A 14286-nucleotide genomic window follows, 5' to 3' on the forward strand; every position below is an offset into this window, starting at 1 on the left:
GGTGAGGAACATCGAGCCGGACACGCTGGACCAGCTGATCGAAGACTGCACCGACCTGCCGGAGGAGCTGCGCGGTGAGGGCAGGTCCCTCCCCGCACCGCGGGCCGCGCGGCCGTGGCAGGTGGACGAGGCCAACTACGCGCAGGTCGCGGACCTGGACGCTTACGTCTGACCCGAGCAGCGGAAGGCCCCCGCCATCAACCGGCGGGGGCCTTTCGCCGTCCTACCGCAAACGGGAAGGGCCCTCGCCGCGTGGCGAGGGCCCTTCCCGTGGTCGCTGCGGTTCCAGCGGTCGATCAGTGGAACGAGTCGCCGCAGGCGCACGAACCGCCGGCGTTCGGGTTGTCGATGGTGAAACCCTGCTTCTCGATCGTGTCGACGAAGTCGATCACCGCGCCCTCGACGTACGGCGCGCTCATGCGGTCGACGGCGACCTTCATGCCGTTGAAGTCACGCAGCGCGTCACCGTCGAGCGTGCGCTCGTCGAAGAACAGCTGGTAACGCAGCCCCGCGCAACCACCGGGCTGGACGGCGATGCGCAGGTGCATGTCGTCGCGCCCCTCCTGGTCGAGCAGCGCCTTCGCCTTCACGGCTGCCGCGTCGGTCAGCGTCACACCGTGGGTCGGCGGGGCGTCAGGAGTCGAGGTGACTGCGTCCTGAGCGGTCGTCATGGCTCTCCCTCAGAGGTCCTTTGCGGGCATCTATTCCGGGCAAACACGGGAAGCACCCGCTTTGTTCCTGCCTCCCATGGTCGCACAGCCGTCACGGTCGGCGCTGTGACCAGTGACTCGCCACGTGTGCCGCCAGGTCGGCCAGCGTGCCGGCCGGGTCGGCCATGCTCCGCTCCACCGAGCCCGCGTGCTCGGCCACCGCGTACGACTCCTGCACGCCCGCCGCGCCCGCCTCACGCCTGCCCACCGTGACCTGGCCGGCGAGGACCACGCACGGCAGCCCGCGCTCGGCCGCGCCGCTCGCCACGGCGGTCACGAGCTTCCCGCGCAGCGACTGCCAGTCGAAGCTGCCCTCACCGGTGACGACCAGGTCGGCGTGGTCCAGCGCCTCGTCCAACCGGGTGAGCGAGCGGACCATCCCGGCGCCGGACCCGACCGTCGCGCCCAGGGCCATCAGCGCAGCTCCGAGGCCTCCCGCGGCACCCGCCCCGGGCCGGTCGCGGACCTCGGCCAGCGCGTCCATCGCGGCCAGCCGGGCCTCCAGGCGTTCCACCGCCTCCGGTGACGCGCCCTTCTGCGGGCCGAACGTGCGTGCGGCGCCGTGCGGGCCGAGCAGGACGTTCTCCACGTCGGCCGCGGCGACGAGCCTGGCCGTGACCTGTCCGACCGTCTCCCGCAGGCCCTCTCCCCCGTCCGTGGTGCCCGAGCCGCCCAGACCGACCACGATCGTGCGGGCGTCCCGCGCGAGCGCGATCAGCTCGCCGACACCCCTGGTGGTGGCGGTCTCGGCGGTCCGCGCGCGCTGGTCGGACGGGATGAGGTGCAGGCCACAGGCCTGGGCCGACTCGATGTAGGCGGTGCCGTCGTGCTCCAGCCAGCGAGCCTCCACGGGCGTGCCGAGCGGGCCCGTCACCGTCGTGGTGTGGAGCACGCCACCCAGCGCGGTGTGCAGGACGTCCACGAAACCCGGGCCGCCGTCGGCCAGCGGGCGCAGGTGGAGTTCGTCGTCGGGAGCGGTGCGGCGCCAGCCCTCGGCCACGGCCTCGGCGACCTCCCGCGCGGTCAACGTTCCGCCGAAGCAGTCCGGCGCAATCACAACTCGCACCTGGCGAACAGTACTTATCGGGGCATCTCCTACTCTGGTGCGGTGAGGTTCCTGCGCCGAAACGCCGACGAAGCCGCTGAGACCACCGCCGAGGACACGCCGGCGGAGGTGAACCCGGCCGATCCGTCGCGCACCCAGGGCAAGGGGCGACCCACGCCGAAGCGCCGGGAGGCGGAGGGCAAGCGGCGCGGTCCCGTCCCGCCGCCGCCCAGGACGCAGCGCGAGGCGTTGAAGCGCGCGCGCGTGACCCGCGGGCCCAAGGTGTCCAAGGAAGAGCGCCGTGCCGCGGCGGTCGAGCGGCGGCAGCGGATGATGGCCGGCGAGGACAAGTACCTCCTGCCCCGCGACCGCGGCCCGGTGAAGGCGTACATCCGCGACGTGGTCGACTCGCGCCGCAACCTCATGGGCCTGTTCATGCCGCTGGCCATCCTGGTGTTCGTGGCGCTGCTCGTGCCGATGCCCCAGGTGCAGTCGTACGCGACGCTGCTGACCACGTTCATGCTGCTGGCGATGATCGTCGAGGGCTTCGTGCTCGGCCGGCTGGTGACCAAGCGGGTGCGGCTGAAGTTCCCGAACGACACGAGCCGCGGCTTGTCCATCGGCTGGTACTCGTTCATCCGCGCCAGCCAACTCCGCCGCCTGCGCGTCCCCAAGCCGCGGGTCAGCCCAGGCGACAAGGTGTGATCCGTTGGGTTCCGCCTGCATGGCGACGCCGCCTTCGCCACAGCGCGTGACGGCCGACCACCGGTAGTTCATTAGCAACCCGAACGATCTGGTACTAGGCTGGGACCATGGAGTTCCGACGTCTCGGCCGCAGTGGCCTGAACATCAGCGAGATCTCGTACGGCAACTGGCTCACCCACGGTTCGCAGGTCGAAGAGGACCAGGCGGCGGCCTGCGTCCGTGCGGCCCTCGACGCGGGCATCACCACGTTCGACACGGCCGACGTGTACGCCAACACCAAGGCCGAGGACGTGCTGGGCCGTGCCCTCAAGGGCGAGCGCCGCGCCTCGTTGGAGATCTTCACCAAGGTCTTCTGGCCGACGGGCCCCGGTGGCCCCAACGACAAGGGCCTCGGCCGCAAGCACATCATGGAGTCGATCGACGGCTCGCTCACGCGCCTCCAGACCGACTACGTCGACCTCTACCAGGCCCACCGGTACGACAAGTCGGTGCCGCTGGAGGAGACGATGCTGGCCTTCGCCGACATCGTCCGCCAGGGCAAGGCGCTCTACATCGGCGTGTCCGAGTGGAACGCCGAGCAGATCGCCCGCGGCGCGGCGCTGGCGCGCGAGCTGAAGGTGCCGTTCATCTCGAACCAGCCGCAGTACTCGATGCTGTGGCGGGTCATCGAGCCGCAGGTCGTGCCGACCTCGGAGCGCGAGGGCATCAGCCAGATCGTCTGGTCCCCCATCGGCCAGGGCGTGCTGACCGGCAAGTACCTGCCCGGTCAGCCGGTGCCCGCGGGCTCACGGGCGACCGACGAGAACGGCGCGAAGTTCATCCAGCGCTTCCTGCGCGACGAGGTGCTGGAGAAGGTCCAGCAGCTCAAGCCGCTCGCCGCCGAGGCAGGCCTCAGCCTCGCCCAGCTCGCCGTCGCGTGGGTGCTCCAGAACCCGAACGTGGCGAGCGCGATCATCGGCGCGTCCCGTCCCGAGCAGGTGCACGAGAACGTGAAGGCCGCCGGCGTGAAGCTGGACGAAGAGCTGATGACGAAGATCGACGACGTGCTCGAAGGCGTCGTCGAGACCGACCCGCGCTTCACCGTCACCCCGTGACGACGGCCCTCGCCCCGGTCTACTCGGCCGGGGCGAGGGACATCGGGCCGTAGACCTCCGACTCGTTGCGCAGCAGCGTCACCTGGCCGACACCCGCCTCGCGCAACTCGCCCCACGCCTCGCCGAACCAGTCCTCGGCCGCGGTCTGGTCCGGGAACGCGACCTTCGGGCCGTCGACGTCGCGGCCCTGCTCGTCCTGGTACCTCCAGCGGTACTCCACGACGATCTCCTCCCGCTGCGCACTCCGGGTAACGTCCCGGTCAGGCTATGTCCTCTCGGAACAGATGGAGTGCGGTGTGACGCGTCGGACACTGGTGTTGGGCGGCGCCCGTTCGGGCAAGTCGGCGCACGCCGAAGGCCTGGTGGTCGACGACGTCGTGACGTACGTGGCCACCGCGCGGCGGTACCCGGACGACGCGGACTGGGAGCTGCGGATCGCGCAGCACGTGGCCCGCCGTCCCAAGACGTGGAACACGGTCGAGGCACCCGCACCCAGCGACCTGATCGCCCTGCTCACCGCCACCAGCGAGGCCGACCCGCCGATCCTGGTGGACGACATCGCCACCTGGCTCAACGGCGTGCTGGACGACGCGGGCGCCTGGGAGGGCCACGGCATGGGCCAGGTCGAGCAGGAGTGCGCCGCGCTGGTCCACGCCGTCGCCCACACCCGCGCGCGGTTGGTCCTGGTGTCGGCGGAGGTCGGCCTGGGCGTCGTGCCCAGCACGCACTCTGGCAGGCTCTTCCGCGATCACCTCGGTTCGCTCAACGCGCGGCTGGCCGAGGTGTGCGACGAGGTGCTGCTGGTCGTCGCCGGAATCCCACTGCGACTGCGCGAACCCGGAGGTAGTCGGTGACCATCGAGTTCCCGCCCGTCGAGCCGCCGAGCGAGGACGCCCGGAGCCAGGCCGTCACCAGGCACGGCTCCCTCACCAAGCCCCCCGGTTCGCTGGGCAGGCTGGAGGACTTGGGCACCTGGGTCGCGGCGTGCCAGGGCGAGTGCCCGCCCAGACCGTTCACCCGGCCGCGCGTGGTGGTGTTCGCGGGCGATCACGGGGTGGCGCGGCACGGCGTGTCGGCGTACCCGAGCGAGGTCACGGGCCAGATGGTGGCCAACTTCCTGGCCGGTGGCGCGGCGGTGAACGTGCTGGCCAACGTGGCCGGCGCGACGGTGCGCGTGGTCGACCTGTCGGTCGACTCGGAGACCTCGGTCGGCGACTTCAAGGTGCGCCGCGGCTCGGGTTCCATCGACCGCGAGGACGCGCTGACGCTCGAAGAGGCCGAGCAGGCGATCGAGACCGGCCGCAAGCTCGTGGACGACGAGGTCGACGGCGGCGCGGACCTGCTGATCGCGGGCGACATGGGCATCGGCAACACGACACCGGCCGCGGTGCTCATCGCCGCGTTGACCGGGTCCGAACCGGTGGCCGTGGTCGGCCGCGGCACGGGCATCGACGACCAGGGCTGGATGCGCAAGACCGCCGCGATCCGGGACGCGCTGCGCCGTGCCCGACCGGTGATCAACGACCCGGTGGCCCTCCTGGCCGCCGCCTCGGGCGCGGACATCGCCGCGATGGCCGGTTTCCTGGCGCAGGCAGCGGTCCGCAAGACCCCCGTGATCCTGGACGGCGTGGTGTCCGGCGCGGCGGCCGTCGTGGCCGAGGAGCTGGCGCCGGGAGCGCGCGAGTGGTGGGTGGCCGGCCACCGCTCCGTCGAGCCCTCGCACGCGCTGGCCCTGGGTCACCTGAGCCTCGAACCGCTGCTGGAGTTCGACATGCGGCTGGGTGAGGGCTCGGGCGCGGTCGCAGCGCTGCCGCTGGTGGTGATGGCGACCCGCATCCTGGCCGAGATGGCGACCTTCGACAGCGCGGGCGTCTCCGGACCCGCCTGATGCGGTTGGCGCTCTCCTGGCTGACGGTGCTGCCCGTCCGCGTCGGCGAGGTCGACGCACGGGCAGCACAACGGGCCATCGCGCTCGCACCCCTGGTAGGCCTCCTGCTGGGCGCTGCCGTGATCGGGCTGCTCCACGTCCCACTACCCGACCTGCTGGCAGGCTTCCTGGTGGTCGGCTTCCTGGCCCTCGCCACCAGGGGGATGCACCTGGACGGCTTGGCCGACACAGCGGACGGCCTTGGCTGCTACGGCCCGCCGGAACGCGCGCTGGCAGTGATGAAGGACGGCGGCGCGGGTCCGTTCGCGGTAGTGGCGCTGATCGTCGTCCTGGGCGCGGAAGCCGCCGCCTTCCCCACCGTCCACTGGGGAGCGGTACTACTGGCCCTGACCGCCGGCCGGGCCGCCTTCGTCCTCTGCTGCCTGCGAGGAGTACCCGCCGCCCGCCCCGAGGGCCTGGGCGCGCTGGTTGCCGGCAGCCAGCCGCCGTGGCTCGCGACGATGTGGTGGTCGGGGTTGGCCGTAGGGGGCTTCTTCGTGCACCCCGTCCACGGCCCACTCGCCATCGTCATCGCCGCAGCCGCAGTGCTGCTCCTGATCCACCACACCCGGAAGCGATTCGGCGGCATCACCGGCGACGTCCTGGGCGCGGCCTGCGAAACGGCCACCTTGACCGTCCTGGCCGTCAACGCCCTCTAACCCGTGAGTCCTACGTCCAGAACCCGTGAGTCCTACGTCCAGAACCCCCGAGTTCAACGCTCAGAACAACACCGGGCTGTTCTGAACGTTGAACTCGGGGGTTCCGAACGTAGGACTCACGCGGCTAGTTGATCTTGGTCATCCACCCGTGCGGATCGGTCACGAGGCCCTGCTGTATCGAGGTCAGGTGGTTGCGCAGCTTCATCGTCACGTCGCCGGTACGACCACCGGAAACGCTGAACTCCCCGTCCGCGTGCTTCACGTGGCCCACCGGCGTGATCACCGCCGCGGTCCCGCAGGCGAACACCTCGGTCAGCTCACCCGATTCCGCCTTCTTCTCCCACTCCTCGGTGGAGATCCGCCGCTCCTCGACCCCGTAACCGAAATCGGCAGCCAACCGCAGCAACGAATTGCGCGTGATCCCCGGCAACAACGCCCCGGACAACTCCGGCGTGACCACCCGGACGTCGTCCCCCGAGCCCAGGACGAAGAACAGGTTCATCCCACCCATCTCCTCGACCCACCGCCGCTCCACCGCGTCCAGCCACACGACCTGGTCGCAGCCCTGCTCGGCGGCCTGCGCCTGCGCCACCAACGACGCCGCGTAGTTGCCCGCGAACTTGGCCGCCCCGGTACCGCCGGGCGCCGCGCGCACGTACTCCGTCGACAGCCACACCGTCACCGGCTTCAACCCACCGGCGAAGTACGACCCGGCGGGCGACGCGATGAGCACGTACAGGTACTCCGTCGCGGGCCGCACGCCCAAGCCCTTCTCGGTGGCGTACAAGAACGGCCGCAGGTACAGCGACTCCTCGGGAATCGCGGGCACCCACCGCGAGTCCACCGCGAGCAGTTCGCGGATCGACTCCAGGAACAGCTCGTCGGGCAGCTCGGGCATGGCCAACCGGCGCGCGGAAGCGCGGAAGCGCTCGGCGTTGGCCGACGGGCGGAAGGACGCGATCGAGCCGTCGGGCTGGCGGTACGCCTTGAGCCCTTCGAAGATCGATTGGCCGTAGTGCAGCACCATGGCCGCCGGGTCCAGCTCCAGCGAGTGGTAGGGCTCGACCGCAGCGTCGTGCCAGCCCTGTTCGCGGTTCCAGCGGATCGTCACCATGTGGTCGGTGAAGTGCTGCCCGAAGCCCGGCTTCGCGAGTACCTCCGCAACGCGCTCCGGGGTCGCCGGCTGCGGGTTGGGGGTCCGGGTGAAAGGCAACGCTGTCGTCATGTCAGCACGATAGCCGCCTGTGGGACGTCAGAAAATCGCTGTCCCGACGCTCGGACATCCGACCATCCGGACGGGCTACCCGAGGCCTCCTCCAGACCCGGCTCGAGGCCCTACCCCACAGCCTGCCGTGCACGCCGCCGCACCCGACCCAGCGCGATCAACCCGGTACCCAGAGCGAGCGCCCCGGCGGTGATGGCCAGCGCATCCGCAGGCGCGCTCATCGCCAGCAGCACGGACAACCCCAATCCCAGGCACGCCGTGCGCATCGGCCAAGTCCGATCTTCCTGCAGCAGCACCCGCGCCGACGCGTTGGTGAACCCGTAGTAGAACGCCGTCCCGCACGCCCCCACGGCCAGCGCCGTCGAGGGCGGCAACACCACCACGCCTAGCACGGCCGGCGCCGCGCCGAGCACCTCCAACGCCCACCGCGACCGGACCGCCGGCAGGTCACCGGACTCACTCATGCCGACGAGGGTCCGCCGGGACGACGCGAGCACGAAGTACAGCGACGACACCGCCGCCACCGCCGCCCCGAACGCGAGCACCGGCAGCAGCCAACGCCCGTCGGCCACGATCAACGCGTCGCGCAGCGGCGCGGGCGACAACGCCAGGCGCGCAGCTCCGAGCTGCCGCAGCACCGCCGCGGACACCCCGATGCACACGACCAGCACGACACCGATCACCGCCGGCACCGCGAAGTGCAGCACGCGAGCGGAGAACACCCGGTCGCCACGTTGCGGCGCGGTCACCCGCTCGAACCCGATGAACGCCGTGAACAGCACCAACGCCGCACCCATGAGCCCGTCGAACCCCGGCCCGGCCTCCACCGCGGGGTTCTCCGGCGGCGCCACCGAGAAGCACACGAGAACGACCAGCGCGAGCACGCCGAGCACCACGCCCACCGCCGCCACGCTCAGACCGGCGCTCCACCTGACCCCCGCCGCGCCGAGCGCCGCCACCACCACGATCAGACCGACGGCCGCCGCCACCCGGTGCTCGGGCACGACGTACGCGCCGAACATCCCGGCCACCGCGGCGGCCATGCCTGTTCTGCCGATCAGGTGGGCACTGGCGCCGATGCGCGCCGGCCAAGGACCGAGCTGGTTGCGGATGTAGGCGTAGCCGCCGGGGGCGTCCGGGTAGGCGCGGTGCTGGTCGGCGGTGGAGAACGCGCAGCACAAGGCGGCCACCGCGGCCAGCACGAGCCCGGGGATGAACCACGGACCCGCGAGTGCCGCAGCGGGGGCGAATCCGGTGAAGACACCGGCCCCCAACGTCGCACCGAGAGCGAGCACCACGGCCCCGGCACGGGGCGTGACTGTCACCGGTACACAGTTACACACGTGCCGGGTGAGTACGACCGCCCGACCGGTCGACCCCCGTTCGTGTTAATTGTTACTCCTTGCGATCGAAGGTGCGAACGTCCCCGGTGTGAAGGACACCTTTAGCATTCGTCACGATCCACCCCGATCCCGCCGCAAGACCAGGAAGCGCCGGGAGGACACCGTCAAGGAGCCGCAGTGACCGCGCCGAAACTGGCCATCACCGACAGTGACCCGAGCAGCACCGCCGCCGACGCCGTGGTGGTGGGAACAGTCCAGGGCCCGGACGGCCTCGCCCTCGCCGGCGGGTCCGAGGCGGTGAACGCCGCGTTCGACGGCGCGCTGCTGGACCTGCTCGACGCCGTCGGCGCGAGCGGAAAGGCCGAGGAGGTCGTCACCCTGCCGTCCGCGGGCAAGGTCTCCGCCCGCGTCGTGCTCGCGGTCGGCCTCGGCAAGCCCGCCGCCGACGGCACCGTGACCGAGGAGCAGGTCCGCCGCGCGTCCGGCGCCGCCGCCCGCGCGCTCGCCGGACGCAAGCGTGCGATCTCCACGTTGTCCGCCTTGCACCTCGGGCCCGCCATCGAGGGCACCGTGCTGGGCGGGTACTCGTTCACCACCTACAAGTCGGACAAGGGCGACGGGGCGGTCGGCAAGGTCGACTTCGTCGCGCCGGCCGAGGGCAACATCCGGGCGCACCGGGCGACGCTCAAGGCGTCCACCGCGATCGCCGAGGCCGTCACCACGACCCGTGATTTCGTCAACACCCCGCCGAACGACCTGTTCCCGGCGTCGTTCGCGGAGCGGGCCGCCGCCCTGGCCAAGGCCGAGGGGCTCGAGGTCGAGGTGCTGGACGAGAAGGCGCTGCGCAAGCAGGGCTTCGGCGGCATCCTCGCCGTCGGCGGCGGTTCCAGCCGTGCCCCGCGCATGGTCCGCATCACGTACCGCGGCCCGAAGGCCGGCAAGAAGATCGCCCTGGTCGGCAAGGGCATCACGTTCGACACCGGCGGCATCTCGATCAAGCCGGCCGCGGGCATGGACGAGATGACCTCGGACATGGGCGGAGCGGCGGCGGTCATCGCCACCGTCGTGCTGGCCGCGAAGCTGAAGTACCCGCTGGAGGTGACCGCGTGGGCGCCGATGGCGGAGAACATGCCGTCCGGCACCGCCTACCGGCCAGGTGACGTGCTGACCATGTACGGCGGCAAGACCGTCGAGGTGCTCAACACCGACGCCGAGGGCCGGTTGATCCTGTCCGACGCGATCGTGCGGGCGTGCGAGGACCAGCCGGACTACCTGATCGAGACGTCCACGCTGACCGGCGCGCAGCTCGTGTCGCTCGGCAAGCGGACTTCGGGTGTCATGGGCACCGAGGAGTTCCGCGACCGCGTCGCCGAGTTGGGGCGCGCGGTGGGCGAGCAGGCGTGGGCCATGCCGCTGCCCGAGGAGCTGCGCGGCGACCTGGAGTCCCGGGTGGCGGACCTCGCGAACGTGTCCGGGCACCGGTTCGGCGGCATGCTCACCGCCGGCGTGTTCCTGCGCGAGTTCGTGGCCGAGGGCGTGACCTGGGCGCACATCGACGTGGCCGGGCCGTCGTTCCACTCGGGTGGCCCGTACGGGTACACCACCAAGGGCGGCACGGGCGTTCCGGTGCGCACCCTCGCGGCGGTGTTGGCCGACATCGCGGCGAACGGCTAGCGGCTGCCGATCCGCTGATCCAACGGGTTTCCGGGTCTCCGGGTCGATCTCACCGAGGTCGACCCGGAGACCCGGAACACCGGCACGCCCGCAGCACAACTCGTTCCACCCAGCCCGCAGCAACCGTCCACTGAGGACTGGAACTTCCGGTCAAGCCTGGTTCTTGCGCCGGGAGTACTCCCGCATCCGCTTCGGGTACCCGACGATCCCCGCGTCGTAGATCGGGATGGCCAGCTTCTTCGCCAGGCGCTTCGCGCCGTCCGTGCCGTCGATCCGGCGCCGCGTCCACTCGCCGTCGTGCGCGACCAGCACGATCGTGGTCTCCGTCACGGTCGTCTTCGGCTCGACGTACGCCTCGACACCCCGCCGCGCACCCGCCCACTGCTCCAGGTGGCCGGTGTCCGTGGACGTGGCCGAACGCAGCACGCCCGGGCGCTGCTTCCTGCGAAAACGGTCGAACAGGCCCACCGGGCCACCTCCTGCCGGGACTTCTCCGGACCATGGTGCCGGAACGGGTGTGAAGGCGGGGCCAAATCCTCCCAACAGGACACCGCGTCGCCGTCACCCCCGCGGTAGTGACAAGATGGCAACCACACGCGCGCACCCGCGCGGAATAAGGCATCCAAGCTCTCCAGGGAGATCACGTGACCGACACCTCCGCCGACCTTGTGATCCTTGGTGGCGGCTCGGGCGGCTACGCCTGCGCGTTCCGCGCGGCCGAGCTGGGCCTGTCCGTCATCCTGGTCGAGAAGGACAAGCTGGGTGGCACGTGCCTGCACCGCGGCTGCATCCCGACCAAGGCGCTGCTGCACGCGGCGGAGGTCGCGGACAACGCGCGCGAAGGTGACCAGTTCGGGGTGAAGTCCTCCCTCGAGGGCATCGACATCGCGGGCGTGAACTCCTACAAGGACGGCGTCGTCAGCCGCCTGTACAAGGGCCTCCAGGGCCTGGTCAAGGCGAACAAGGTGACCTTGGTCGAGGGCGCGGGCACGTTCGTCGGCCCGAACACCGTCGAGGTGGACGGGCAGCGGTACACCGGCAAGAACGTCGTGCTGGCGACCGGTTCGTACGCCCGCAGCCTGCCCGGCCTGGAGATCGGCGGCCGGATCATCACCAGCGACCAGGCGCTCAACCTGGACTTCATCCCGGAGAAGGTCGTCGTGCTCGGCGGCGGCGTCATCGGCGTCGAGTTCGCCAGCGTGTGGGCGTCGTTCGGCGCGGAGGTGACCATCGTCGAGGCGCTGCCCCGCCTGGTCCCGGCCGAGGACGAGTACGCGTCCAAGCAGCTGGAGCGGGCGTTCCGTCGGCGCGGCATCAAGTTCAAGACCGGCGTGAAGTTCACCGGCGCCACGCAGAACGAGTCCGGCGTGTCGGTCACGCTGGAATCCGGCGACGTGCTGGACGCGGACCTGCTGCTGGTGGCCGTCGGCCGCGGCCCGAACACCGCGGGCCACGGTTACGAGGAGGCCGGCGTGACCATCGACCGCGGCTTCGTGGTCACCGACGAGCGGCTGCGCACGAGCGTGCCCGGCGTCTACGCCGTCGGCGACATCGTGCCCGGCCTCCAGCTCGCGCACCGCGGCTTCCAGCAGGGCATCTTCGTCGCCGAGGACATCGCCGGGCAGAACCCCAAGGTCATCGACGAGGCGGGCATCCCGCGCGTCACGTACTGCAAGCCCGAGGTCGCGTCGGTCGGTCTCTCCGAGGCGGCGGCGAAGGAGAAGTACGGCTCCGCGGAGACGTTCGTCTACGACCTCGCGGGCAACGGCAAGAGCCAGATCCTCAAGACCGCCGGCGGTGTCAAGCTCGTGAAGGCGCCCGACGGCCCGGTCGTCGGTGTCACCATGGTCGGCGAACGCGTCGGCGAGCTGATCGGTGAGGCCCAGCTCATCTACAGCTGGGAGGCTTACCCCGAGGACGTGGCTCCGCTGATCCACGCCCACCCGACCCAGACAGAAGCCCTCGGCGAGGCTTTCCTCGCCTTGGCCGGCAAGCCGCTGCACGTGCACGGCTGACCGTCGCACCCCAGTCAGCCGATCCCCGACCCACGCACGAGGAGTCAGCGAACGATGGCCTTCTCCGTCCAAATGCCCGCACTCGGCGAGAGCGTCACCGAGGGCACGGTCACCCGCTGGTTGAAGCAGGAGGGTGACCGCGTCGAGGTCGACGAGCCCTTGCTGGAGGTCTCCACCGACAAGGTCGACACCGAGATCCCGTCGCCCGCGGCGGGTGTGCTCCAGAAGATCGTCGCCCAGGAGGACGAGACCGTCGAGGTCGGCGCCGAACTGGCCGTCATCGGCGACGGCTCGGACTCCGGGTCGGCCGACTCGGCTCCCGCCGAGGAGTCCGCTCCCGAGGCCGCGCCCGCACCGCAGGCCGAAGCCCCGCAGGCTGAAGCCCCTCAGGCCGAGGCAGCGCCCGCGCCGGAGGCCCCGGCCCCGTCCGGTGGTTCGGCCGAGGGCACCCCGGTGACCATGCCCGCGTTGGGCGAGAGCGTCACCGAGGGCACCGTGACCCGCTGGCTCAAGGCCGTCGGCGACTCGGTGGAGGTGGACGAGCCGCTGCTGGAGGTGTCCACCGACAAGGTCGACACCGAGATCCCGTCGCCGGTGGCCGGCACCCTGCTGGAGATCACCGCCGGTGAGGACGAGACCGTGGAGGTCGGCGGTCGGCTCGCGGTGGTCGGCTCGGGTTCGCCCGCGCCCGCCAAGCAGGAAGCACCCAAGCCCGCTCCCGCGCCCGCCCCGGCTCCGGCTCCGGCCGCTGCTCCGGCTCCGGAAGCCCCCAAGCAGGAAGCCCCGAAGCAGGAAGCTCCCAAGCAGGAGGCCCCCAAGCAGGAGGCCCCGGCCGAGGAGTCGTCCAACGGCGCGCCGTACGTGACGCCGCTGGTGCGCAAACTCGCGTCGGAGAACGGCATCGACCTGGCCTCGCTCAAGGGCACCGGCGTCGGTGGCCGCATCCGCAAGCAGGACGTGCTGGCCGCGGTCGAGGCCGCGAAGGCGCCGAAGGAAGCGCCCAAGCCCGCCGCCGCCGCGGCGTCCGCGCCCGCCCAGCGGGTCGCCTCCGCGCCGGTGGACACCAGCGGCAAGCGCGGCACGGTGCAGAAGCTGCCCCGGCTGCGGCAGATCGTGGCCCAGCGGACCCGCGAGTCGTTGCAGGTCTCGGCGCAGCTCACGCAGGTGTTCGAGGTGGACGTCACCAAGATCGCCCGGCTGCGGAACAAGGCCAAGGCCGCGTTCGAGCAGCGCGAGGGCACGAAGCTGACGTTCCTGCCGTTCTTCGCGAAGGCGGCGGTCGAGGCGCTGAAGCAGCACCCGGTGCTGAACGCGTCCATCGACGAGGAGAAGAAGGAGGTCGTGTACCACGGTGCCGAGCACCTGGGTATCGCGATCGACACCGAGCGGGGTCTGCTGAACGCGGTCATCGCGAACGCGGGCGACCTGAACCTCGCCGGGCTGTCGCACAAGATCGGTGACCTGGCGGCGCGGGCGCGCGGGAACAAGCTCACGCCCGACGAGCTGACCGGCGGCACGTTCTCGCTGACCAACCTGGGCAGCAACGGCGCGCTGTTCGACACGCCGATCATCCAGCAGCCGCAGGTCGGCATCCTGGGTGTGGGCGTGGTCAAGAAGCGCCCGGTGGTGATCACGGACGAGAACGGCGACGACACCATCGCCATCCGGTCCATGACCTACCTGGCGCTGACCTACGACCACCGCCTGGTGGACGGCGCCGACGCGGGCCGCTTCCTCACCACCGTGAAGAACCGCCTCGAAGAGGGTTCGTTCGAGGCCGACCTGGGTCTCTGACCCCGTCTGCCAGGCCCTTCGAGGGCCGGCACCGACCGCTGAAGGCCGCTCCCGGCACGCCGGGGGCGGCCTTCGCCGTCACACCCCGACGTGGT

15 protein-coding genes are annotated in these 14286 nt (G+C 71.1%); 9 read left to right on the forward strand and 6 right to left on the reverse strand.

Annotated elements, in window-relative coordinates; genetic code table 11:
• Position 1 precedes the first annotated feature (1 nt).
• Entirely contained in the window at positions 2 to 172 is a 171-nt protein-coding gene (locus OQ02_RS44710) for a hypothetical protein (RefSeq protein ID WP_197043224.1), read from the forward strand.
• Between the two features lie 124 nt (positions 173 to 296).
• On the opposite strand, the gene OQ02_RS05930 is transcribed toward OQ02_RS44710, so the two are convergent.
• Positions 297 to 671 carry a HesB/IscA family protein gene (locus tag OQ02_RS05930; RefSeq protein ID WP_033437228.1) on the reverse strand — a complete coding sequence of 125 codons (375 nt, stop codon included), beginning with the start codon at positions 669 to 671 and terminating at the stop codon, positions 297 to 299.
• Positions 672 to 762: 91 nt separating this feature from the next.
• A complete protein-coding gene (locus OQ02_RS05935; RefSeq protein ID WP_033437229.1) occupies positions 763 to 1776 on the reverse strand; it encodes a glycerate kinase family protein in 1014 nt (337 codons plus the stop codon).
• 42 nt (positions 1777 to 1818) lie between these two features.
• On the opposite strand from OQ02_RS05935, the gene OQ02_RS05940 reads away from it, so the two are divergent.
• Positions 1819 to 2460: a DUF3043 domain-containing protein gene (locus tag OQ02_RS05940; protein ID WP_033437230.1), complete on the forward strand. Its 642-nt coding sequence runs from the start codon at positions 1819 to 1821 to the stop codon at positions 2458 to 2460.
• A gap of 107 nt (positions 2461 to 2567) precedes the next feature.
• Positions 2568 to 3554, forward strand: coding sequence for an aldo/keto reductase family protein (locus OQ02_RS05945; RefSeq protein ID WP_033437231.1), 987 nt, complete (start codon positions 2568 to 2570; stop codon positions 3552 to 3554).
• 19 nt (positions 3555 to 3573) lie between these two features.
• On the opposite strand, the gene OQ02_RS05950 is transcribed toward OQ02_RS05945, so the two are convergent.
• Positions 3574 to 3774 (reverse strand): hypothetical protein, encoded by a 201-nt coding sequence (locus OQ02_RS05950; protein WP_033437232.1) that lies wholly within the window; start codon positions 3772 to 3774, stop codon positions 3574 to 3576.
• A gap of 76 nt (positions 3775 to 3850) precedes the next feature.
• Here OQ02_RS05950 and cobU point away from each other — a divergent pair, with 76 nt between their 5' ends.
• The 3 genes from cobU to cobS are packed head-to-tail and all read left to right on the forward strand — an operon-like array spanning position 3851 to position 6140.
• On the forward strand, positions 3851 to 4408 hold the full coding sequence (gene cobU, locus OQ02_RS05955) for a bifunctional adenosylcobinamide kinase/adenosylcobinamide-phosphate guanylyltransferase (protein WP_156076898.1): 558 nt from the start codon (positions 3851 to 3853) through the stop codon (positions 4406 to 4408).
• The gene (gene cobT, locus OQ02_RS05960; RefSeq protein ID WP_033437234.1) at positions 4405 to 5442 is read left to right on the forward strand and encodes a nicotinate-nucleotide--dimethylbenzimidazole phosphoribosyltransferase; all 1038 of its coding nucleotides are present in this window, start codon (positions 4405 to 4407) and stop codon (positions 5440 to 5442) included. Before cobU ends, cobT begins: the two co-directional genes overlap by 4 nt.
• The gene (gene cobS, locus OQ02_RS05965; protein WP_033437235.1) at positions 5442 to 6140 is read left to right on the forward strand and encodes an adenosylcobinamide-GDP ribazoletransferase; all 699 of its coding nucleotides are present in this window, start codon (positions 5442 to 5444) and stop codon (positions 6138 to 6140) included. Before cobT ends, cobS begins: the two co-directional genes overlap by 1 nt.
• Positions 6141 to 6264: 124 nt before the next feature.
• Here cobS and OQ02_RS05970 read toward each other — a convergent pair whose 3' ends face one another.
• Both OQ02_RS05970 and OQ02_RS05975 read right to left on the reverse strand, forming a co-directional pair.
• Positions 6265 to 7365: a branched-chain amino acid aminotransferase gene (locus OQ02_RS05970; protein ID WP_033437236.1), complete on the reverse strand. Its 1101-nt coding sequence runs from the start codon at positions 7363 to 7365 to the stop codon at positions 6265 to 6267.
• 110 nt (positions 7366 to 7475) lie between these two features.
• Positions 7476 to 8690 carry an APC family permease gene (locus tag OQ02_RS05975; RefSeq protein ID WP_033437237.1) on the reverse strand — a complete coding sequence of 405 codons (1215 nt, stop codon included), beginning with the start codon at positions 8688 to 8690 and terminating at the stop codon, positions 7476 to 7478.
• Between the two features lie 195 nt (positions 8691 to 8885).
• Here OQ02_RS05975 and OQ02_RS05980 point away from each other — a divergent pair, with 195 nt between their 5' ends.
• Positions 8886 to 10382, forward strand: a complete 1497-nt coding sequence (locus OQ02_RS05980; RefSeq protein ID WP_033437238.1) for a leucyl aminopeptidase — start codon at positions 8886 to 8888, stop codon at positions 10380 to 10382.
• A gap of 150 nt (positions 10383 to 10532) precedes the next feature.
• On the opposite strand, the gene OQ02_RS05985 is transcribed toward OQ02_RS05980, so the two are convergent.
• Positions 10533 to 10850 (reverse strand): hypothetical protein, encoded by a 318-nt coding sequence (locus OQ02_RS05985; protein WP_033437239.1) that lies wholly within the window; start codon positions 10848 to 10850, stop codon positions 10533 to 10535.
• Positions 10851 to 11026: 176 nt separating this feature from the next.
• Between OQ02_RS05985 and lpdA the strand changes: the two genes are divergently transcribed.
• Positions 11027 to 12397, forward strand: coding sequence for a dihydrolipoyl dehydrogenase (gene lpdA, locus OQ02_RS05990; protein WP_033437240.1), 1371 nt, complete (start codon positions 11027 to 11029; stop codon positions 12395 to 12397).
• A gap of 54 nt (positions 12398 to 12451) precedes the next feature.
• Entirely contained in the window at positions 12452 to 14191 is a 1740-nt protein-coding gene (sucB, locus tag OQ02_RS05995) for a 2-oxoglutarate dehydrogenase, E2 component, dihydrolipoamide succinyltransferase (RefSeq protein WP_033437241.1), read from the forward strand.
• The last annotated feature ends 95 nt before the right edge of the window (positions 14192 to 14286 follow it).

The organism is Saccharothrix sp. NRRL B-16314, assembly GCF_000716595.1.
GTDB lineage: Bacteria > Actinomycetota > Actinomycetes > Mycobacteriales > Pseudonocardiaceae > Actinosynnema.